Raw genomic sequence first — 22,090 nt, 5'->3', positions numbered from 1 at the left:
GACAACTACTATGAAAAAAACGATTTCTATAGTTATGGTTGTCGTCCTGCTTTTGACAATCGCTGCCACCTGTCTGGCAGCCGCACATGAGCATAGTTTCACAATCCTGACCAGCACCCAGGTCAGTAACGCCTGGAAAGGTGCGACTCGTGTTGCAGGTTGTCATAATTGTACTTATGCTCATACCCATTACACAGCCCTTGTTACAAAAACATATAAATGTGCCTGTGGTCAGGCAACAATGACTGAATGGTATGAAGACTCAGTCAATAAGTACTGCCCCTATTCCCATTCACTTCGGGACTTATTCAATCAAAATATATAAAAAAAGGAGGAAGAAACAATGAAGAAGTCCATCGCTCTGGTTCTCGTTGCCATCATGATCCTGTCCATCGCAGCAGTCGCTTTCGCGGCCTGCAACCACAGCTGGTACACAGTAAGCGTTAGCAAAAGGCTTATCAGCAAGACCACTGTCGCGTATCAGCATGGATGTATCCACCTGTCCAATCCTCATACTCATACAAGATATAAATATGAGGTTACGCAGCGTTTTGTGTGCAGCAAGGGTTGCGGCAAAACTTATGTGGATACCTATACCGTCACTGAAGAGAAGTGCCCTAAGCACTAATCCGATAGATTATGTTTCCATCACAGCTGTGGCTGCTTGCAGCCACAGCTGTTAGTATAACCAATCAATTCATTCAGGAGGGATATTATCATGAAAAAAGTCACAGCTTTATTTCTTGTTGCCATCCTGCTTGTCTTTATTGCTGTCACAGCTTTTGCCGCTTGTAATCACACTTGGTATAATGTACACACTTACACAAAGCTCATCAAAAAGTTTACAACTACCAGACCAGCTGGATGCGTTCATTCTGCAGCCCCTCATACACACATACAACATGTGTATGAAACCACACAGATCCAAAATTGCAGTAAGGGGTGTGGGCAAACAAGGAGGGTTATTATTCGCAAAACTACCGAACAGTGCCCTCTGGCATGATTTAATCACTGCTTAGGAGGTATTTCTTAATGAAAAGAACAATTGGATTGATCCTTGCGGTTATCCTTCTGATATCAATGATTGGTACTGCTCTCGCCACATGCCAGCATAACTGGTTCACGGTATCTACTCTCAGGAAAACCATGAAATACGAATACTATAGAGTATGTAACGGTGATTGTTATAACGGTATAACTAAACCTCACTTTCATAAAGTCATAACAGCAACAGTAACAGAAACGATTTCTCTGTGTACCAAATGCGGTGAAGTTAAGAAAATCTATTCCAACCCGGTTCCTGTTAAAGAAATATGCACATGGTAAATCTTTGAATCACATTTGAATATAACAAGGGCGAAGAACGTTTAGTTCTTCGCCCTTGTTGGCTGCCAGGGTAACTCTCATGCTCGGCTTCAGCCGGGCATTTCACATTGATCGAAGATCAATATTTCATTGTTGCGAAGCAGCCTTACTCTCCCTTGGCATACGCAGTAGCGTAAGCGCCGGCAAGCCGTCCGCTGGTCAGTGCCCAGCCGGCAGCAGCGCCGCCGTAGGTCACATAAGCCTTTTCAGAAGCAAGCAGCACGCCCAGGGAATCATTACCAACAGCGTAGAGGCCGGACACGGGGTTGCCGTCCACGTCCACAACGTTCAGGTTGGTGTCTACTTCCACGCCGCCGCAGGTGGAGTATACGTAAGAAGCACCCTTGATGGCGTAGTAGGCGCCACCCTGGTCTTCCACGTTCTCGGTCAGTTTCTCCAGGCCCAGCTGGTCAGCCAGGGCCGCCAGGGAGTCAGCCTTGAACACATCGCCGTAAGCTTCGCCCACGCTCAGGATCTGATCCAGGTCAGCCACCGGCACGCCGGCTTCCACAGTACCGCCCTGGGCCAGGAACATGGGAGTGTTCGCAGCGGCCAGGCCGTTCTCCTTGAAGCCGTTCATCTCGTTCTCAGAGTAGATCACGTAGTAGGTGGGGCCGGCTGCCCATACGTCAAACGCGAAGAACATGCCGATCTTATCGTTCACCTTCACGCCGTCCTCGCCCACCACGGGATAGGCCTTATCCAGCGCCAGGGAGGTCAGGATGGCCTTCTGGTCAGCGGTCAGGTCATCGTTGCGGACGATGTTGTAAACCTGCGCAATGTGGGATACCGGCACAACGTCCAGGTTGTACAGGTTCGCGTTCACAGCGTTCTGGGCCATCTTGATACCCGCGCCATCGCACTGGGTCATAGCTTCGGTTCTCCACACACCGTGGATGTATTCGTTGGACAGTTCCTCATCGCCAATGAAACCACCGGTAGCCAGAATCACGCTCTTGCCGTGTACCAGGTATGTGGTGCCGTCAGCAGCAACCGCCTTCACACCAGCCACCTTGCCGTCTTCCACCAGCAGCTCGGTCGCGGTCAGCTCCAGCTTGTAGTCGTTCTTTTCGTTCATGGCCTTGGCGGCTTCCATGGCTTCCACATAAGCTTCATCCTTGGTTTTGCCGTCTTTGCCCGCGTAGGAAGTCCAGACCTTCCATCCGGCGGGATGGAAGAAGGCTTTCATCTCATCGCCGAACTGGAAGGAATACTTTTCCATCCAGTCCAGGGTTTCGCCGGAGTTGTTGATGAACATCTCAACCACGTCCAGCTTGGCATCCTGCTGTCCGTCGATGGTGGTGTACTCAGCCCAGTCAGCCAGTAGTTCTTCCGGAGGAACAATCTGGCCGCCGTTGGCTTCCACGCGGGACGGCGGGTTGATGGCCATGGGGCCGGAAGTATTGGTGGAGTTGCCGCCAACCTTGGCAGCCTTTTCAATACCGAACACGGTCGCGCCGCTCTCCGCAGCGGACAGGTAAGCCGTCATGCCGGCGCCGCCGAGGCCGACCACGATCACGTCATAGTCGTTCAGCTCGACAACAGCGTCAGACTTTGCCACGGGCTTGTGCCAGTCCGCAACGCTTCCGCCTGCCATCTCGATTGCCTTTTCAACTGCCTGCTTCACAGCACCGGAAGCAACGGTCGCGCCGGTGATCACGTCGGTTTCCAGGCTCTGGTTTTCGATCAGCCGGGGATACAGGTTCTCTTCAACCGTGGCAAAGATCACGGGGGTGTTGCCCGCGGTCACGGTCTCAATCTTGGTCAACTTTCCGCCTTCGAAGGTGATGTTCAGCGTCATCTGCTCGGTCACGGAATAAGCGGGCACAGTCACGGTGTAGGTGCCGTCCTGCACAGGAGCCGCTTCCGCTCCGGTAGCTTCTGCCTTGATCATCTCCAGAGCGGTCTTGATCGCTTCAGAGGTCACGGTCGCGCCGGTGATTCCTTCGATTCCGGCAGCGTCCAGTTCAGCCAGTTCTGTGCCAGCCAGTCCAGCCAGCACACCCTCGTTCAGGTCATTGGCCGCTTTGCCGCCTACATCAGGCGTCTGTGTAGATCCGTCCGCAGCGATGGAGACGATCTTGCCTTCGCCATCCACCTCAACGGTCACTGTTACGTCTCCGCCGAAACCTGCCACTGTAGCAGTCAGCGGTTCCTGGGCCACGGCAATGTTCATGACGCTCATGATCATCACCAGACTCAGAAGAAGAGCAATCCATTTCTTCATACTGTCTTCCTCCTTATATTGACAGAAAAGAATATATTTTCATGTATAAATTATACTCTCCTCCTGTTTACTAAACAATGAAACATTCTTTTGTATACAGTATTTCTGACAATATTATTCCGGACAGGGGGGGGGCGGTTCCTTGTCCGAAAGTCTTACGCTTTCCAGGCACTTTAAAGGACCGATCCGCTTCTGCGAACCGGTCCTTTCAGGAACCTCGTCACTGTTGTTTGTATTGTACAGGCTCGATAAACTCTTCCTGCTCCGGGGCAATTTCCTCTGCTTCTTTCTCTTCTTCCGCTGCTTCCATCGCGTCGTTGATGTCTTTCCTTCTTTTGCTGTACACATACCAGACTACGCCGAATACCAGGCCAATCGCCAGCGTTTTCAAAGGGAACGCATACCCAAGAATTCCCATCAGAATCTCAAGAAAGGATTCTTTAATGCCGAACCTTCCACTGATTTCGTGCACTTCAATCGCCGCATGGATTATTTCGATCAACATACATACCACAGTAGCCGAGAGAAGGCCGATAATAATCCTGGACCCTTTTCCAAATACGCTTCCTTTACGATCGCTGTTTTTCTTACTGCGGCACATGGCGGCATTTTCACTCCTGTACAGTATGCATTATTTGACAGCTCAGGCGTTGAGGAAATGTGACAGCAGGTGTTCCGCGTTTCTGTCACATTGGCTGAAAGCCAATATTTCATGCTGACGAAGTCAGTATTTCACATACCGCGCTGCGGTATATTTCACATCGCGAAGCGATATTTCATTGATAGTCGAATCAGTTCATTCGACTATCTATCGCATCAATCATATCATGCAGGATATTGACCCGGTCTTCCCACTCGTAGTATTCTTCCTCTTCCATATCGGGATCCGGTTCCAGGGTCATCATCTGGTCCAAGGTTTCCAGAAGCTGCTCCTTGAAGTCTGCCAGTTCCTCCTGATCCATTTCGTCCAGCAGGATTTCATCCAGATCATCAATCTCTTCCGGTTCAAACGGCATAGACATACAATGTTTCCTCCTTTCGCCAGCCTGTTCAAAGGCTGGCAACTCTACACTGCCGCTTTGCGGCATCTCTACACTATACACTCTTCACTATTCACTTCAGTCTCTTCGTAACGTTCCAAACCAATCATTCTGAATTCTTATTTCTGAATTCTGAATTTATATTTTCGCTCGCTTTCTCTTCTTTATCTTTTTAGACAACTGCTTCAGGATTTCCTTCCTGGCTTTCCGTTCAAAGCATTCCGGCCTGGCGGCGATCATTTCCAGCAGGAACTCCTCATATCGCTCAATGCACTCCGGGAAGCAGCTGAACAGTTCCCGCAGCGTGCCGTAGACATCGATTGCGCTGTACCCGAAGGCATAGTAATAATTCTCCGGTTTCCGCATGTCCGCCCCGCTGTTCCGAATATAGTCCGCCATCAGTTCCGTTCCCTTGCGGATAAACAGCGTATGAGCGTCAATGAACAGGTTCACATCCACCATCTGGTTTTCTTCCGGGGTATCCGTCGCAATCTGCCGCAGGTACACTTTGGACATGTTGATGATGCTTTCCAGGTTCCTGTACAGATAGTTGCAGTCCTGCGTTGCCACCGAGGTGACGGCATACAGGTAGATCGCTTCCCAGTTCTGCGGATCCTCCCGGAGTGCCAGGTCGTAGTATTTCAGGGCGTCCGCATAGTTGGTCCCGGCAAAGAAGCGCCTGGCCAGGATAAAGTAGTTGTTCCGTTCTTCCGTTTTATCAATCTTTACGGTGCCCAGCATCTTCTGCACTTCCGGAAGGCTGTACTGCATTCCGCAGTACCGGCATACAAAGATCCCGTCCTTCTTGATCAGGTCCGAGCTCCCGCACACTTCACATTTTATTGCTTGCATTGCTTGCTCCCTATACTTGCCAACTCGCCCATTTGCAGGCAAGCACACTCTGCACTCTTCCCGTCCACAGGCGATCATTTTTAAGTTTTCAGTCTTAAGTTTTCAGTATTCATTTATTATATTTTGTATGTCCTTCTCAGTGTATTTCTTCGACGTCAGAACGATGTACTTATCCGGGAATACTTCCTCGCACAGTTTCAGTTCCAGTTCCTGCCGGTGAATAAAGTGCCGGATCAGTGCTTCCTCGCCTTCCAGGCCCCTGGCCTTTGCGTGAGGGCACTCGTTGAAATACTGCATCATCATCGGGAACCACAATTCGTTTCCCTGCTCGTCAGACCGCTCCTTCCGGATTACCGCCAGGTTTCCCCGTACGTCTTCCGCCTTCAGGAGCACGATACGGTATTCCTTGCCTTCCAGTGCTTCCCGGACCTTCCTATAGAATGCAACGATTTCATCATCCAAGGCATTCCGGAACAGGATCATATCCTCCACCGTATTCTGGAACAGGGAGCATTCAAAGATCATCCCGTCCTGGTTCCAGTTCCGGTACCGGCTCAGCACAATGTCCTGGAATTCTTCCCAGCTTACTCGGTTATTGTAGATCTCATACTGCTCCAGATCCTGGTAGAACCCGTGGTTGTCGGTCCGGATCTTCGTGTAGCAGACAATCTTCTTTTCTCCTTCGGCGTATGTTTTTTCCTCTATTTCCTTCCGCATTTCCGGATACTTCTTCAGGATTTTCTGATACTGATCCTCGTTCAGATACGCGCACCAGGCCAGTTCCACCGGGGAATAATCCCCTTCCTGTTTTAAAACATACTCCGGTTTCTTTTCTGCAATCATGCGGGCCAGCGAGCTTTTTCCGCTCCCCTGTAAACCTTCCACAAAATAGTTCATGCATATACCTCTCTTCATTTTTTATTTCATTGGGTATTATGCATTGCGCATTGTCTTCAGTCCTCCTGTATCAGCGATTATGGCATCATTGTCTCAGTTCCCGTTTATCAATGATACTATACCCCATTCTTCACACAGCTTCGTGTTTTCCTGCTTCCACTCCGTAAACAGCTCCTCAAAGCTCTTTCCGTATGCTTCCTGAAACCCTTTGCCGTCAACATTCAGATGAGTAAATACCAGGTCTTTCCCGAATCGTTCCACAAGAAAATCCGTAAAGCATCCTGCCTCTTTATAAGTGATGGAGCTTATCATCGGATGCTCCTGCTGGGTCTCTGTCATGGTCATCATGCTGTTGCACACTGCCATGTAGTGTTCGCCTATATTGAAGGGCTGTTCCATCAGCCAAGCCCAGCCGCGATAATATACCCTGAAATCCGGATATCCTTCCTCATCAACCCATCCATTGGCAGCAAATATTTCCCTTATTTCTTCAGCCATCCCGTAATAATTCGACCTTGCCATATTGTTCCGGCAGGCTATCTCGGATATATATTCCGCGATGCATTCTTTCCAGGCTTGTGTTGTGATCTCAAATGTTGCGCAGCTGCATGTCAGGTAATGGGCATACTCATGCAGCAGACCGCGTTCTGCCGCATCCCATCCCTTATACAGCCTTATAATTCGTTTCTCCTTGCCGAAATACTCAGCGTCCCCACCGTCTGTCACGGTTTCGCTTTTACCGGTAAAAGCCGTATAGATCGGAATCGGCGCCACATCACCTTTCAGGAAACCTTTCATGACTTCCCTGGCGTCGGCGAAGTCCTGCTCCATGTTCTCCAGCAGTTTGTACATTCCGTCATAGAAAGCTTCCTCGCCCAGCAGCTCGATGTCTGCCTTACCCAGGTACAGCACTGCGGATTCCGTTACCACCTTATAGGGATAATTCTTCTGATTATCCCCGGTGTTCTCTTCAATCTGGTATTTCTGCCCTTCACTCAGCGCGCTCACTGTGCAGCACAGGGCCAGCACCAGAGCCATCATAAACTCGACTCCACGCAGACCTTTTCTCATCCGGCTGTACCTCGCTTTCCCTGTAAACAGAACGTCTGCCTTTTTATTCCTGTTTCCGGGTATCATTTCCCATTCGCCAATGCTGTTATACCCCATTCTTCACACCGCTTCTCGTTTTCCTGCTTCCACTCCGTAAACAGATCCTCAAAACTCTTTCCGTATGTTTCCCGGATTCCCTTACCGTCAATGTTCAGATGGGTAAACACCAGGTCTTTCCCATAGTGTTCTACCAGGAATTCCATAAAGCAACCGCCCTCCAGATCTGAAATGGAGTTAAGCATCGGGTGCTCCTGCTGCTCTTTGGTCATGGTCATCATATTGTCACATACAGCCAGATAACGCGTATCAATGGCGAATGGCTGTCCAAACATCCAGGCCACACCGTGATAATACACCCTGTAGTCCGGATATCCTTCCTCGTCAACCCATCCATTAGCTGCAAAGACTGTTTTTTCTTCTTCCATCAGTCCGTAATGCCAGGCTCTTGCCGTGTAATTCCGGCAGGCGATCTTCGAAACATACTCGGCTATGCATTCACCCCAAGCACCTGCTGTCACTTCAACCGTCGCGCAGCCATAGGTGAGATAATGCGTATACTCATGTAGCAAGATGCTGGCGCCCTGTTCCCAGTTATGAAACAGCCTGATTCCTTTTTCCGGGCCATAGTAATATCCAGAGTAGAACTGTGCCTCTTCCGCCCGGCCGATAAAGTCCGTATAGATCGAAATCGGTGCGACCTCATCCTTCAGGAAACCCTTCATCACTTCCCGAGCCTCGGCGAAGTCCCGGTCCATATTCTCCAGCAGTTTGTACATTCCGTCATAGAAAGCTTCCTCGCCAAGCAGTTCGATATCTTCCTTGCCCAGGTACAGCACTGCGGATTCCGTTACCACCTTATAGGGATAATTTTTCTGATTATCCCCGGTATTCTCTTCAATCTGGTATTTCTGCCCTTCTCCCAGCGCGCTCACTGTGCAGCACAGGGTCAGTATCAGAGCCATCACGAACGCGATTCCACGCAGACCTTTTCTCATCCGGCCGTACCTCGCTTTCCCTGTAAACAGAACGTCTGATTTTTCTTCCAATTCCTCACTCAAATCCGCATTATACCGTACCCCGCGCCTTTTCTCAACACATCTGCCTATATGACGTTAATCCGTCCCTTCTTATTCCTCGTGATGCAGAAGAAGCTCATACAGCTTGCTGCTGCATGAGCTTCTTCTGGTTTAACCATTCATCACATCGGCCGTAGGCCGATATTTCATATTCGGACATGGTCCGAATATTTCACATCTGACGCAGTCAGATATTTCATGTTGACGCAGTCAACATTTCATCCTGCCTGCGTTACTTCTTGTTGACGTACTCCAGGAACGCCTCATAGTCCACGCCGTTCACGTCAAACGTCACGGTGATGGTTTCCGGAATCTCGATGGGTTCACCGAATTCCTTCCCGATCTTCGTGATAGTGGCCGTTCCGTCATCGTTCAGGCGATAGGAAATATCGCCCTGGGTCAGCACAAATGCGCCGTCCTTCAGTTCGAGCTTGAACGTCTGTTTCTCTTCCGCAGGCGCTGTTTCCTCAAATGGTACATAATACGGTGAATTCTCCAGTTCAACGACTTCATCCGTTACCTGTTCAGTAGCTTCCGGCTCCTTCACTTCGCCGAAGTCCTGCCAGTTCGTTCCCGACTCTTCCGTCTTTTCCTTCGCTTCCGGGAAGATGGTACTCAGCGGGAACCTGACAACCCAGGGTCCGTCTATTCTGTCTCTGGAGATATTCGTACTCAGAATCAGACTCAATCCTTCGATATCCTCCGGCTTATAGCTGTATATATACTCTTCATAATACAGATTGCCAACGGACCAGCTCAGAGGCGTATAAGGAATCTGTCTGTCATATCCGGACGATCCGTTCAGACTGCTGTCAATCCATTCAGAATAACCGTCTAGTCCGTCCGCCATCCTGATCTGTATATGCAGCTGGTTATCAATCCAGCCGATTCCGGTAACAAAGGCTCCGGGGATAATCTCAATGTCCAGCGGTTTTGTATAATCCAGGACCTTGTAGTCCTCCGGATTCAGTTCCTTGTCCGGATGATCCCAGTCTCTGTCCCACAAGGAATGTGTGGGATACACGCCTTCCACAGGATCCATGTGTTCCTTCAGGAGCGGAATCAGGTCAGCCCAGCCGTTGCTGTCGAAGTGAATACTTCTCATCATCAGTTTCACGGTTTGTTCATCGCTGCTGATCGCGGATTCATGAGTCAGATGGAGCAGATAATAGCATTTTTTCTCAGCCTTGTCACAGTACAGCTTGCTGTGCTGGTAAGATTCCATAGCCCCGATATCGTCCTCCAGATCCCAGGTGTCCGGGTTGAAGTCTTCAATTTTTCCATCCAGATCCTGCAGGGAGTACAGATACCAGGTATCTTTGCCGTTTGCATATCCGGAAATCACATCCATCCTGATCCCCTTGCTGTCATGGGTTTCACCGATGGGCTGCAGTTTTTCCCGGACGCCCTCGTAGAAGTAGTCCAGCTGATCCCTGATGATTGCTTCCCCGGACAGGGAGATCATATTATTCATCGACAGGCTTTCCGGGGCTCCCAGGAACTGAATATCATCAAGGTCAATACAATAATACCAATCGCTGTCTTTGACCATGTTGATGACTACCCGTTCATACCGTACAGCAGCGTTGTTTCCATCCGGTTCCATCCCAACCGTACAGTAATATATCTCTTTTCCATCCGCGATTTTCACGTCGTCAATCCTGTAGCTCAGGGGCTTCTGGCTCAGCAGTTCATTAATCTTCTGCCGGGTCTCTTCTCCGCCGACTCTCTGGGCACGCGTGAAAGAGTATGGCAGTTCTTCCGTATCGCCCTGTGCCCATCTGCAGAAGAATTCCCAGACAGTATATTTCTTGTAATCATGCAGGGTTTCCGGATAGGAGCTGACGTATTGGATCTCGTCCACTTCCGCGGTGGCTGTGTTCTCCGTTCCGTTTTCCGGCTTTTCAGTTTTCTCCTCTGCCTTCGCTTTCACATTGGGACAGATCATGCTCAAAAGAATCTGTACCTTCCAGTTACCCTCTTGCATTTCCTTGGCAACTGTTGCCTGAACTGACAGCTTCAGCTGCGCCGTATCTTCCTCCTTGTAATCCAGCACATACTCTGTGTATGACACATTGCCTCTGTACCAGTACAGCGGGCTGTAGGAGGTGTTCTTGTCACTGAAGTAATGGTCCAGTCCGTCTACCAGGAGACCGGTATAGCAATAGCCAGTTGCTTCCGTTTTGATCTGCACATGCAGTTTCCCATCAATCCAGCCGATTCCGTTAACAGTAATGCCAGGCGCAATCTGGAGATTCAGCGGCTCACTGCAGTCCAGGATCTTCTCTTCTTCCTCTGTCAGTGCTCTGCCTTCATGCTCATAATCGCTGTGCCACACATCCGACGGAGCTGTTGTCACATTCTCCGTTTCTCCCGCGCGCTGCACAGCCAGTTCAGAAAGATCCGCCCATCCATATTGGAGGAAATACATGTTATTCAATGACAGGGTAATATCCCGTTCATTGGTATCAATCATATCCTTGTAGTGGATATGCGTCAGATTGTGGAACTTGTGTGCTTTGATGTCATGATACAGTGTTCTGGGCACGTACCAGTCCTGTTCACTGATGTTATCCTCCAGGAATGTTTCAAAACCGCAGCCATCATACTTTCCTTCCGGATCCTCAACAGTGAAGTAAACCCATGCGTCATCACCCTGTAAAAAGCCGGAAATCATTTCAACACGCAGTCCGTTCTGCTCGACGCTCTTGCCGATCGGCATCATGGATCCTTCTGCGCTTTCATCCCACAGTGTATATGCCAGCATATCCTGAATCACTGCTTCCGGTGCCAGGGAGTAAATCTTTTTTGCCGGATCGTATTCCGCAGGTTCTACGGTCTTTATACCCGCAGCATCCACACCCTTTTTTGACCCGGTGCCCACATTGATGTCAATCTGGACAAACCGTGCAGGTTCCCCGTCTTCATGTGCCATTTCCAGTGTACACTGGTATGCCTGGAAATAAGTGTCGTTTCCGGCGTGTGTGTCGTTGATCTGATAACTCACCGGTGTTCCCAGCTCCAGCAGGTCATCCACGATTGCCTTCACATCTTCATTACTGGTTCTCTGTGTGGGAACAAAGCAGTTCGGAAGCTCATTCGCGTCTCTCTGAGACCATTTGCAGAAGAAGTCAAACAGTATGTTCTTCTCAGGCTCATTTCTGATTTCCGGATATGCACTGGAATATTCCGGAACAGTATTCATCTCAGTATTGGCTGCCGCAGCTGCTTTGATTTCAGGCACCTTTGCTTCGGCATATTCGCCGACGCCCGTGTACAGTTTCACATTGCCGTTAATACACAGTGTACCGGAACCCCATTGGTTATCCCCAACAGTCCATACCACTGATCCCGGTTCGCCATACGTAGAATCCTTACAGGCTTCTTTTTCCTCCACCAGGCTGATCAGGTCAGGACAGTTGCTGATATCCAGTGTCTCCAGCCTGTTGTCCTCAACCATCAGCACCCGCACCTTGGGGTTGTGACTCAGATCCAGCTTCGTCAGTGCGTTGCCGATGGCGCTGATGTAGTACAGCTTTGGATTGTAGCTCACGTCCAGTTCCGTGATCCCGCTCCAGGGGCAGAAAAGCTCCTCCAGATCCGGCATGTTGCTCAGATCCAGTTTGCCCACCGGGTTGCCGGACACTGCCAGCTCTTTCAGTTTTGAATTGTTGCTGGTGTCAATCGTCCTGACGTCGTTCCAGACGAAGTTCAGCTCTACCAGTTCAGGGTTATTGCTCACGTCCAGTTCCGTCAGCTTGTTTTCCCCGCAGTAAAGGTTCGTCAGCTTTGTGTTTTTGCTCACGTCCAGTGTCTTCAGTTTATTGCTGCCGCACGAGAGTTCCTTCAGTTCAGTCAGGTACTCAATGCCCTGCAGGCTTTCAATATTCCTGGACATCAGACTCAGTTCTGTAATGCCGTATATTTCGCTCTTGCTGAGCTCCCGGTCATTATTGGTATCAAATTTCAGTAATGCATTCCGGAAGGCAGCGTCCGGGAAATTCTGCTCGTCAATCTTGATCCCCGCTTCTTCCGCTCCTGCGGCAAAGCAAAGTACGCACACCAAAAGCATGCTGATCATGAGAGTAAAAATCTTACACCGGTTCTGACGTATCATTCCGTCACATCCTTTCTCCATTTCCCTTTTTCATATAGTCCCATATATATAGACGAAGACGTATACCGTTTTTGTTCACAGCATAACAATTGTTTACATCGCTGTTACATCTTTTTCATTTAAATGAACTAAAAATCAGGTTTCTGCTGTTCCCCTTCCGCCTTCCCGTCCGGGCAAATCCTGCTCAGCGGGAATTCCATCGTCCAATAACTATCACTGTATGGATCATTTCTGTTGACCGTCACTTCGAGCACCAGTTTCAGCTTTTCCACGTCCTCCGGTTTATAATCAAGCACATATTCGACATATGTCGTATGATCCTTGTACCAGTACAACGGACTGTAGCTTAATGATTTGTCATTGTAATACGTTGGAACTCCATCAGCAAAAATCTGAGAGCTGTCGTAGTTTGTACCCTTTATTTGCACATGAAGCTTCCCGTCAATCCAGCCAATGCCGGAAATCATGATATCGGGTGTCACCTGGATATCCAGCGGTTTGTTATAATCCAGGATCTTCTTTTCTTCCTCTGTCAGTTTTCTGTCCTCATTGTCCTTATCGTAGTACCACACATCCGACGGAACCATAGTCACATTCTCCGCTTCTCCGACGTACTGCGTAAGCAGCTCCGAAAGATCCATCCATTCGTTCTGTTGAACCTCAATATAGCCTGTTGATGCAGTCACTTCTCTTTCATTCATATCAACCTTTTCCTTGAAGTGGTTCTCCACCAGATGATAGCTTTTGTGTGCCTGAACGTCATGATACAGTGTATCGTGTATGCCTAGATCATTGTCACCGATGTAAGTATTCGGGAAAGCAAAAAGATCACAATCGCCATATTTCCTTTCCACGTCCTCCACACTGTAGAAAAACCATGCTTTATCATCCAGCAGCAGTCCGGAGATCAGTTCGATCCTGATTCCCTCTGCTTCACTGCTTTCGCCGATTGGCTGCAATTCTCCGTCTGTCCGATTATCATATAATCCAGCAGCCAGCAAGTCTTGAATCACCGCATCCGGTGCCAGGGAATAAATCTTTTTATTCAGGTTATATTCCGCAGCTTCCACGGTTTTCACACTTATAACCTGGGCGCCAATCATCCATCCGAATTTTATACCAATTTCAATCTGTACATATCGGGCATGCTCTCCGTCGATGTGTGCCATTTCAGCAGTGCACTCATAAACACTGTTATAACCATCCCCTCCGTATACGTCATTGATCTGATAGCTCACCGGCGTGCCCAGTTCCAGCAATTCAGCCACCATCGTCCGGACATCTTCGCTGCCGGTTTTCTGTGCGAAAATAAAGCTTTCTGTCAGTACATTAGCATCATTCTGTGACCAGCTGCAAAAGAAATCAAACAGTGTTTTCTCGCTTGGGTTCAAGACATCCGGATAAGCGCTGGTATATTCCACTGCAAGATTTCTCTCAGTCCAGGCTTCCTCCATCGCAGCTTTGCTGAGCCTGCCGTTCTCATTCATATCATACGGCCCCGTTTCTTTCCGAATTTCAGGTTCCGTGAGACCGCTTTTCACCAATTCTCCGTTTTCCTTATAAATCTTCGTATTCCAGTTCACCGTGAGGGCTGACACGCGTTCCCAGTCTTCATCCCGGACGCTCCACGCAACACTCTCCCTTATCGTCTTAGGCTTATTGTTCTCTGTCATGTCAACAATCACTTTACAGCCGCTGATATCCAGTTCGGCCAGTCCGCAATTCTCACAATCAAGAATCCGGAGATCCGGACAGCCGCTGATGTCCAATTCCCGGAAGGTATTTTCGTAACAAGAAAGTGTCTTTAATTCCGTGTTTTTGCTTATATCCAGTTCTGTCAGTTTATTAGTCCCGCAATACAGTTCCTTCAGGATTGTGTTCTGGCTCACGTCCAGTTTTTTCAGTTGATTCCATTCGCATATCAGTATCTCCAGTTCTGCACACTGGCTCACATCCAATTCCGCTATATATCCCAGTTCACAGTAAAGTTCTGTCAGGTTTGAGCATTGATTTACATTCAGGCTTTCCAACACATTTAACCGACAGTTTACTTCTTCCAGCTCTGTATTCCGGCTCAGATCCAGCTCTTTTATATTGTTTTCCTGACAGTAAAGGGTTACCAGATTCGTGTTCTGGCACAGGTCCAGTTCTGTCAGCTGGTTCAGGCCACACTTCAGCATCTCCAGCGCTGTGTTTCCGGTCAAATCCAGTTTCTTCAGCTGATTGTTTTCACAGTCCAGGTTTTCCAGCTGTGTATTTTCTTTCACATTCAGTGCCGTCAATTTGTTATTGTCGCAGTAAAGACTGGTCAGTTCTTTATTCGTCTTGAGATCCAGTTCGGTCAGTTTGTTCCCTTCACAATTCAGAACCTCCAGGCTGGTCAGGAATTCAATCCCTTTAAGGGTTTCCACATCCATCCCCTGCAGATTGATCACCGTAATGTTTTCAATTTCTTCAGCACTGAGATATCCATTTTCATCTCGATCATATTTCTTTACCGTTTTCAGGAATAGGCTGTCAGGAAAATGTTCTTTATTGATTTTGACTCCCTGATCTTCCTCCGCCATGGTGTAGCAAAACATGCATACCAGCAGCACAACCAGCAGCAGTAAAACGCTCTTTTTCATACTCAATCCCCTGTCCCAGTTAATTATTCACCATATAAAACATAACGCGTCAGGCGTTTCAAAGTCTCCACAGTGATGTAACAATGGTGTAAATTTTAAAGGGCATACGGATTGATGATAATCCGTATGCCTTCAGTATCCGCTGTTTTGGCAACGTCAGTGTTTTTATTTGTCCTCAGTCATTATATCCACCAGGTCCAGCAGGGAAAGATTTGTCTTATTCTCTGCTGTCTGCAGCTTGTCGATAATCCCGGCATTCTGAATTCATTCTTCCACGGTTTCCTGGTATACCTTGTCCTGTTTTGCACTGAGCAGTGTTTCCTTAATCAGGCTTTCCTCCAGTTCATCCCCGCTTCTTCCGCCCCCGCGGCAAAGCAAAGTACGCACACCAAAAGCATGCTGATCACAAGAGTAAAAATCTTACACCGGTTCTGACGTATCATTCCGTCACATCCTTTCTCCATTTTCCTTTTTCATATAGTCCCATATATAGGCGAAGACGTATACCGTTTTTGTTCACAGCACAACAATTGTTTACATCGCTGTTACATCTTTTCATTTAAATGAACTAGGCGTGATCTTTATTCACACCGAAAGCAAGTGCTATTTTAACTTCTTTCCTTCCCATTCAAACTCAACCAATTCCGGATTGTTGCTTACATCCAGCTCTGTCAGACTGTTTCCTGTGCACAGCAGCGTGATCAATTCTCTGTTGTTGCTCAAATCAAGGTCTGTCAGCCTGTTATCACTGCAGTCCAAATACGTCAGTTGCGTCAGATACTCAATTCCCTTCAGAGTACTGATTTCCATACCCGGCAGACTGATGCTTGTAACAGCCTCTGCCTCCGTTTCACTGAGCCATCCGTCCCCGTCCATATCATACAGTCTTATTTCTTCCCGGAAGGTATTATCCGGGAAACTAGCCTCGTCTATCCAGACCATTGCTTCATCTTCCGGAAAACAATCCTGTTCCACCGGTTTCGCTTTCTCCCGAATCGAATCCAGAGTAAATTCAATATGCCAATCGCCTTTTACTTTGACCTGCCCTAAAGCCATATAGGCATACAGGGTCAGGGCATCTGCTTCTTCCCGCTTGTAGTCAAAGATGTATTCCACATACACTTTTCCGTTTGTTTCCCACCGCAGCGGACTAATTGGGTTTACTTCGGCCGACCCGTATGGCGCACCGTTTTTATCATCATCAAAGCGGATCGACTGTAACATATCTTCATCCATACAGACCTGAACATGAAGCTGGTCATCAATCCAGCCGATTCCTTTGATCACAGTGTTTGGCAGCAGCCTGATCTCTTCAGACTGTGAACAGTCCAGGATCTTTATTCCCTCCGGAGCCGGAACGTCTGCATAATACCTTTTCCGCATTCCGTCCGGTCCCTGCGTATACTGCGTGGTTTCTCCATATTCCTTCATCAATGCCATACAATCTGCCCACGCATTCTGATTAAATTGTATATTGCTCGTTCCAAATGTGGAAAAATAGCTGCTGCTTTCAATCTCCTCCATATACATCAGATGTTCCAGGAAATAATACTGATGTTCTTTACGATCATAATACAGCTGACTTTGTGGCGAAAACGAGTAATTTCCTCCCCAGCAATTACCTAATTGCTGATTGTGATAAAAGGAGTAATCTGCGTATTTTCCTTCCAGATCTTTGATTGTGTAATAGAAATAAACCTCTTTCTCTTTTGCCACTGCCGCAAGCAGTTCGATTCTTATTCCGTTATCTTCACAACTTGCGCCGATCGGCTGCAGCTCATCGACAACTTTCCCGTAGAAAGCCAGCTGGTCATGAAGAATTGTTTCCTTATCCAGCAGGATTGTCTTCACCGTGGGATCGTTCTCCGCTTCCTGGTGTTCCGTCAGGGAATCCGAATCAATATAGTAGAACACACCCCTGTTTGAACCGCCTTTCATCAGCTCGATTATCATTTTCTCATATTGTAATGTTCCGTCTTCATGATCCAGTAACACCGTACAGGTATACTTCAGTCTGTCATCTCCGGTTTTTCCTTCCACGCTGTTGATCTGGTAACTCAGCGGTATTCCGCTTTCCATCAGTTCCCTGACAAGCGCCTTTGTTTTTTCCATCCGGACCCTTTGTTCTGGCATAAAACTTTCAGGCATATTATCCGCGTCACCCTGTGCCCATTTGCAGAAGAAATCCCACAGGATTCTTTTGATATCGTCATACAGGATTTCCGGATATGCCCCTTTGTTTTCTTTTTTTTCCGTCTTTGCTGTTGTACCGTTTCCCGTATACACTATCACGTTTTTGTCGGTCTGCAGCACTTTACTGCCCCATCCATACCTGGTAATCCATAGCAGTCCGCCCTCATCCGTTTCTGTAGGATTTCCGTTCTCAAACAGCGTAATCATCACCGGGTTGGAGCTGATATCCAGTTCTGTCAGTTGGTTCCCTGTGCACTCAAGCTCCTCCAGTCTGGTATTATTGCTTATTATCAGTTTTCTCATTCCATTGGATCTGCATAGCAAATTTCTCAATTCTGGATTGGTGCTCACGTCCAGTTCTGCCAGTCTGTTTTGATCGCACCATAACCATTCCAGATCATGGCAGCCGCTGGTATCCAGCTTCGTCAGCTGGTTCCTGGATATGATCATCCTTTTCATTCCGGGATGATTGTTTACGTTCAGTTCCGGAATTTGATTATCATTACACTGCAATTCTTCCAGTTTAGTGTTTTCGCCCACATCCAGCTTTACCAGCTTATTCCGGGCACAATTAATATCTGTCAGTTCAGTGTTCCGGCTCAAGTCCAGTTCTGTCATTTCATTCCCATAACAGTAAAGCTCTGTCAATTGAGTGTTCTGGCTCAAGTCCAGAGTCTTCAGTTTATTATTGTTGCAGGACAGATATGTCAGTTCAGTGTTCCGGCTTACGTCCAGTTCTGTCAGTTCATTATCGTCGCAGTAAAGATATGTCAAAGCCGTCAGGTACTCAATACCCTTCAGGGTTGTTATTTTTTCTTCTCCAATTGTTATTTCCGTAATTCTGGAGTTCTCAAACTCGCCCAGCAGTCCGTCCCCGCTTAGGTCATACCGGCTCACACATTCCCGGAGAGCGCGATCCGGAAAATTCACCTCGTCAATCTTCACATATACAGGCTCCGGAACCCCGCTTTCCACGTATTCTCCGTTACCCTTACGGATCTTCGTACTCCAGTTCAGCACCAGGGCGGTTACATACCTTCTGTCTTCGTCCCGGGTGCTCCATTCCAGGGTTTCCCTGATCATCTCCGGCTCATTGTTTTCTGTCAGATCAGCAATCGCTTTACAGCCGCTGATATCCAGCTCAGCCAGTGCGCAATTCTCACAGTCAAGTACCTGAAGATCCGGACAGCTGCTGATGTCCAGCTCACTGATGTTGTTCGAAAAACAAAACAGTTTCTCCAGTTCCGCGTTTTTGCTTATATCCAGTTCCGTCAATTTGTTGCTTGAGCAATAAAGCTCTTTCAGTTTTAGGTTTCGGCTCAGATCCAGTTCCTTCAGTGCATTATCATAACAATGCAGCACTTTCAGTTCCGGACACCGGCTCACATTCAGCTCCTCAATGTTTCCAATCGAACAGTATAGTTCCGTCAGCTTTAGGCATCCACTCACATCCAGCTTTTTCAGCCTGTTATACTGGAGATACACCTCTGTCAGTTCAGTATTCCGGCTCAGATCTATTTCTTCTATGAAGTTTTCTATACAATACAAACTGACCAGGTTCGTATTCTGGCTCAGATCCAGCTTCGCCAGCCGGTTCTCACTGCACTCCAGTTTCACCAGTGCCGGATTCCCGCTCAGATCCAGTTCTGTCAGTTTATTTTTTTCGCAGGACAGGTTTTCCAGCCGCGCACTCTCTTTTACATTCAGTGCCGTCAGCTGGTTATTACCACAGTTAAGACTTTTCAGCTCTGTATTCAGGCTCAGATCCAGTTCAGTCAGTTTGTTGTTTTCACAGTTCAGCGTCTCCAGTGCGGTCAGGTGTTCAATTCCCTTCAGGCTTTCCACGTTCTTCTCCTGCAGGTCGATCACAACGGCACTTTCAGCTTCTTCCCTGCTGAGGTATCCATTGTCATCCCGGTCATATTTCTTCACAGTCTTCCAGAGCTCCATATCCGGAAAGTGCTCTGAATTAATCCTGACTCCTTTTTGATTTCCGTTCCCGGATGCCGTTCTTTTCTGTCCTTCCCCTATGATCACTTCTACATTTTCGTCAACACGCAGTTCTGCGAGAATGGCTTTCCCGTTTTCCCGCTTTTCCCACATCAGCTTGTTGTCTTCCTCCTCAGGTTCGTTCTCACGAGCCAGTGCCGCAAGGACAGAACTATCGCTTATATTCAGTTCTGTCAGATGGTTTTTATAGCAAAGCAGGTGTTCCAGCTTCCTGAGATGACTGATATCCAGGCTTTCTATCTGGTTATAGTTACAGTTCAGGTCGACAAGTTCGGTATTCCGGCTCACATCCAGCTTTGTCAGCTGATTGCCAAGGCAGTTCAGCCTTTCCAGTCTTGTGTTCCGGCTGAGATCCAGTTCGGTCAGTTCATTCTCATAACAGGATAGTTCTTTCAGCCCGCGCAGGTATTCTATCCCCTGAAGCGTTGTCACGTTCCTGTTATGCACGTTAATATACTCTGCCTTGTTCGCTTCTTTTACGCCGAGTATACCATCCTGGTTCTGGTCGTATTCAGTCACAGCTTCCCGCAGGGCCGCATCCGGAAAGTGCTCCTCATCAATTGCAACCCTTCCGTTTTTTTCAAAGACTGCACAACCAATCACCGCACAGATAAGCAGGCAGACGACGATCCCCGCCAGCACCCAAAGCACCCGAGAATTCTTTTTCATGCTCATTCTCCCGTTCCCGGTTTTTTCACCACATAAAACATAACGCGTCAGGCGTTTCAAAGTCTCCACAGTGATGTAACAAAGGTGTAAATTTTAAAAGGCATACCGGATTGATGATAATCCGTATGCCTTCAGTATCCGCTGTTTCGGCAAAGTCAGTGTTTTTATTTGTTCTCAGTCATTATATTCACCAGGTCCAGCAGGGAAAGATTTGTCTTATTCTCTGCTGTCTGCAGCTTGTCGATAATCCCAGCATTCTGAATCCATTCTTCCACGGTTTCCTGGTATACCTTGTCCTGCTTTGCACTGAGCAGTGTTTCCTTAATCAGGCTTTCCTCCAGTTCATCCCCGGTTCTGCCTGCTTCGGCCCTTTTGTCCCTTTCTGCCCGGATCTCTTCGTCCGTTACCGTAACGTCATTGATAATATAATCCCGGAGCTTCTTGTTTATCAGCTTCCCGGTCTGCTCTTCTGTAACTGACTCAAGGGTATATCCATATTCCAGCATCATATCCCTGGCCGCCTGATCAATGCCTTCCTCATCCAGTCCATCCGTCTTGACATAGACTTTTGCGTAATCCAGGATGGAGTCATAGTAGGCCTGTGCTTCCCGACGGACCGTCTCCATATCTTCTTCTGTCAGCTGGTCCAGATGCAGTTCCTTCACTTTGGCGTCCAGGGTCCATTCTTTCTTTATATCTGCAATGACCTGTTCCTGGATTCCAACAGGATACATATATGCGTTATTCATCATGCCTGCATATGCTTTCGCGTATTCTGTTTCCTTCTGAATTGCCTGATTCAGTTCATACTGTGTCATTTCACGATCGCCCATTTTCAGCACAACCGTAATGTCACCCACCGGACCGACGTCTTCTTCATGCTCCGCAAACTCAACGTCAGAATAGCTGCCATTCCCGACTATGCTCAGTTTTACCGGCAGCACCGGAGTGTTCAGGACTGCGATCATTCCCTTTGCGCGTTCCCAGGTGTTATTGTGCAGCACAACATTTCCATATGGAATGGCGCTGCTAACCGTAGCCTGCACCAGTATTTCATCATCCATTCGGATCGAAATCATCTTCCCGACATCTTTTTCGGTTTCTTCAGCAAAGATCTTTCTCCCCTCATCCGTCAGGGTAAACAGAAGATTGAAGCTGCCCATTCCATTATCGTACTCTACGGAAGCAATTTCTTCCCGGCCCATAAACACTTTTCCCTCCGGGTCCAGGAATTCCATGTTCCCTTGTGCATCCGCCAGAGTAAACGCATCATCATCCTGTTTGCCCTCTACTTCGATACGGATCCTGTCTTCTCCGAGCCGTTCAACATTCGCATCCTCATATCCCTTCTGCTCCATCCGTGTTTTCAGGATGGAAACAGTTGTATCCAGCAGTTCATCCGTGATCTCGTCCGTCCCCTCCAGCGGCTCACAAGAATACTCTGCGAAGGAGCCATACCGGATTCCGGACTTTTCTCCCAGCTTTTTCCCTAAAATGCTTATGTAGTTTCCCCTGTTGAAAAGAACCATGTCCTTATAAGGCAGCAGCCGGTATCTGTACTGTTTTTCATTGATTTCCAACTCGATGGTTATACCGTTTTTCTCCTCCTGCCACTTAATTTCAGCATCCTGGGTATCACCACTCGTATTCTGCCCGGTCACTTTCCCCGTTCCGTCTTCATTGAATGCGAACGTATATCCCGTCCTGCTTGTTTCGGACAGTCTGCCGCCTACGATCTCTTCATTCTCATACCATGTTCCGGCGATCTTCTCTGTCAGTGACTCCCCGCAGCTCACGCCGCAGACCGCAGCAAGCAGCACCAGAATCAGCAGCAACACCAGGCTCTTTTTCATGTTTCTTTTCCTCCGCAGTCATTGAATAAAATCTATTTTCTTCCAGGCAAATGA

16 protein-coding genes are annotated in these 22,090 nt (G+C 48.1%); 4 read left to right on the top strand and 12 right to left on the bottom strand.

Annotation, left to right across the window (positions count from 1 at the left end):
* The first annotated feature begins 10 nt into the window (after window positions 1–10).
* From JYE49_RS03010 to JYE49_RS02995, 4 genes are all read left to right on the top strand, one after another.
* Window positions 11–325 carry a hypothetical protein gene (locus tag JYE49_RS03010; protein WP_143754430.1) on the top strand — a complete coding sequence of 105 codons (315 nt, stop codon included), beginning with the start codon at window positions 11–13 and terminating at the stop codon, window positions 323–325.
* An 18-nt stretch (window positions 326–343) separates the two neighbouring features.
* Entirely contained in the window at window positions 344–628 is a 285-nt protein-coding gene (locus JYE49_RS03005; RefSeq protein ID WP_093955997.1) for a hypothetical protein, read from the top strand.
* 90 nt (window positions 629–718) lie between these two features.
* The gene (locus JYE49_RS03000) at window positions 719–1,003 is read left to right on the top strand and encodes a hypothetical protein (RefSeq protein WP_093955996.1); all 285 of its coding nucleotides are present in this window, start codon (window positions 719–721) and stop codon (window positions 1,001–1,003) included.
* Between the two features lie 29 nt (window positions 1,004–1,032).
* The gene (locus JYE49_RS02995) at window positions 1,033–1,326 is read left to right on the top strand and encodes a hypothetical protein (RefSeq protein WP_093955995.1); all 294 of its coding nucleotides are present in this window, start codon (window positions 1,033–1,035) and stop codon (window positions 1,324–1,326) included.
* A gap of 145 nt (window positions 1,327–1,471) precedes the next feature.
* On the opposite strand, the gene JYE49_RS02990 is transcribed toward JYE49_RS02995, so the two are convergent.
* From JYE49_RS02990 to JYE49_RS02935, 12 genes are all read right to left on the bottom strand, one after another.
* Window positions 1,472–3,592, bottom strand: coding sequence for an FAD-binding protein (locus JYE49_RS02990; protein ID WP_093955994.1), 2,121 nt, complete (start codon window positions 3,590–3,592; stop codon window positions 1,472–1,474).
* 220 nt (window positions 3,593–3,812) lie between these two features.
* Window positions 3,813–4,097 (bottom strand): hypothetical protein, encoded by a 285-nt coding sequence (locus JYE49_RS02985; protein ID WP_179217177.1) that lies wholly within the window; start codon window positions 4,095–4,097, stop codon window positions 3,813–3,815.
* A gap of 286 nt (window positions 4,098–4,383) precedes the next feature.
* Entirely contained in the window at window positions 4,384–4,614 is a 231-nt protein-coding gene (locus JYE49_RS02980) for a hypothetical protein (RefSeq protein ID WP_093955992.1), read from the bottom strand.
* A gap of 156 nt (window positions 4,615–4,770) precedes the next feature.
* The gene (locus tag JYE49_RS02975; RefSeq protein WP_093955991.1) at window positions 4,771–5,484 is read right to left on the bottom strand and encodes a tetratricopeptide repeat protein; all 714 of its coding nucleotides are present in this window, start codon (window positions 5,482–5,484) and stop codon (window positions 4,771–4,773) included.
* Between the two features lie 102 nt (window positions 5,485–5,586).
* A complete protein-coding gene (locus tag JYE49_RS02970) occupies window positions 5,587–6,399 on the bottom strand; it encodes a P-loop NTPase family protein (protein ID WP_304583300.1) in 813 nt (270 codons plus the stop codon).
* 75 nt (window positions 6,400–6,474) lie between these two features.
* Window positions 6,475–7,452 (bottom strand): hypothetical protein, encoded by a 978-nt coding sequence (locus JYE49_RS02965; protein ID WP_143754428.1) that lies wholly within the window; start codon window positions 7,450–7,452, stop codon window positions 6,475–6,477.
* A gap of 62 nt (window positions 7,453–7,514) precedes the next feature.
* Window positions 7,515–8,486 carry a hypothetical protein gene (locus tag JYE49_RS02960; protein WP_143754427.1) on the bottom strand — a complete coding sequence of 324 codons (972 nt, stop codon included), beginning with the start codon at window positions 8,484–8,486 and terminating at the stop codon, window positions 7,515–7,517.
* A gap of 313 nt (window positions 8,487–8,799) precedes the next feature.
* Complete coding sequence (locus JYE49_RS02955; RefSeq protein ID WP_143754426.1) at window positions 8,800–12,648, bottom strand: leucine-rich repeat domain-containing protein; 3,849 nt, start codon at window positions 12,646–12,648, stop codon at window positions 8,800–8,802.
* Between the two features lie 164 nt (window positions 12,649–12,812).
* Complete coding sequence (locus tag JYE49_RS02950; protein WP_093955986.1) at window positions 12,813–15,311, bottom strand: leucine-rich repeat domain-containing protein; 2,499 nt, start codon at window positions 15,309–15,311, stop codon at window positions 12,813–12,815.
* A gap of 264 nt (window positions 15,312–15,575) precedes the next feature.
* Window positions 15,576–15,698, bottom strand: coding sequence for a hypothetical protein (locus JYE49_RS02945; protein WP_283399287.1), 123 nt, complete (start codon window positions 15,696–15,698; stop codon window positions 15,576–15,578).
* 216 nt (window positions 15,699–15,914) lie between these two features.
* The gene (locus JYE49_RS02940; protein WP_093955985.1) at window positions 15,915–20,183 is read right to left on the bottom strand and encodes a hypothetical protein; all 4,269 of its coding nucleotides are present in this window, start codon (window positions 20,181–20,183) and stop codon (window positions 15,915–15,917) included.
* A 164-nt stretch (window positions 20,184–20,347) separates the two neighbouring features.
* Window positions 20,348–22,036, bottom strand: coding sequence for a SecDF P1 head subdomain-containing protein (locus JYE49_RS02935; RefSeq protein ID WP_093955984.1), 1,689 nt, complete (start codon window positions 22,034–22,036; stop codon window positions 20,348–20,350).
* Between the last annotated feature and the right edge of the window lie 54 nt (window positions 22,037–22,090).

This window comes from Aristaeella hokkaidonensis (assembly GCF_018128945.1).
GTDB classification, from domain to species: Bacteria; Bacillota; Clostridia; order Christensenellales; family Aristaeellaceae; genus Aristaeella; species Aristaeella hokkaidonensis.
This window is presented reverse-complemented; position numbering and strand designations above follow the sequence as displayed.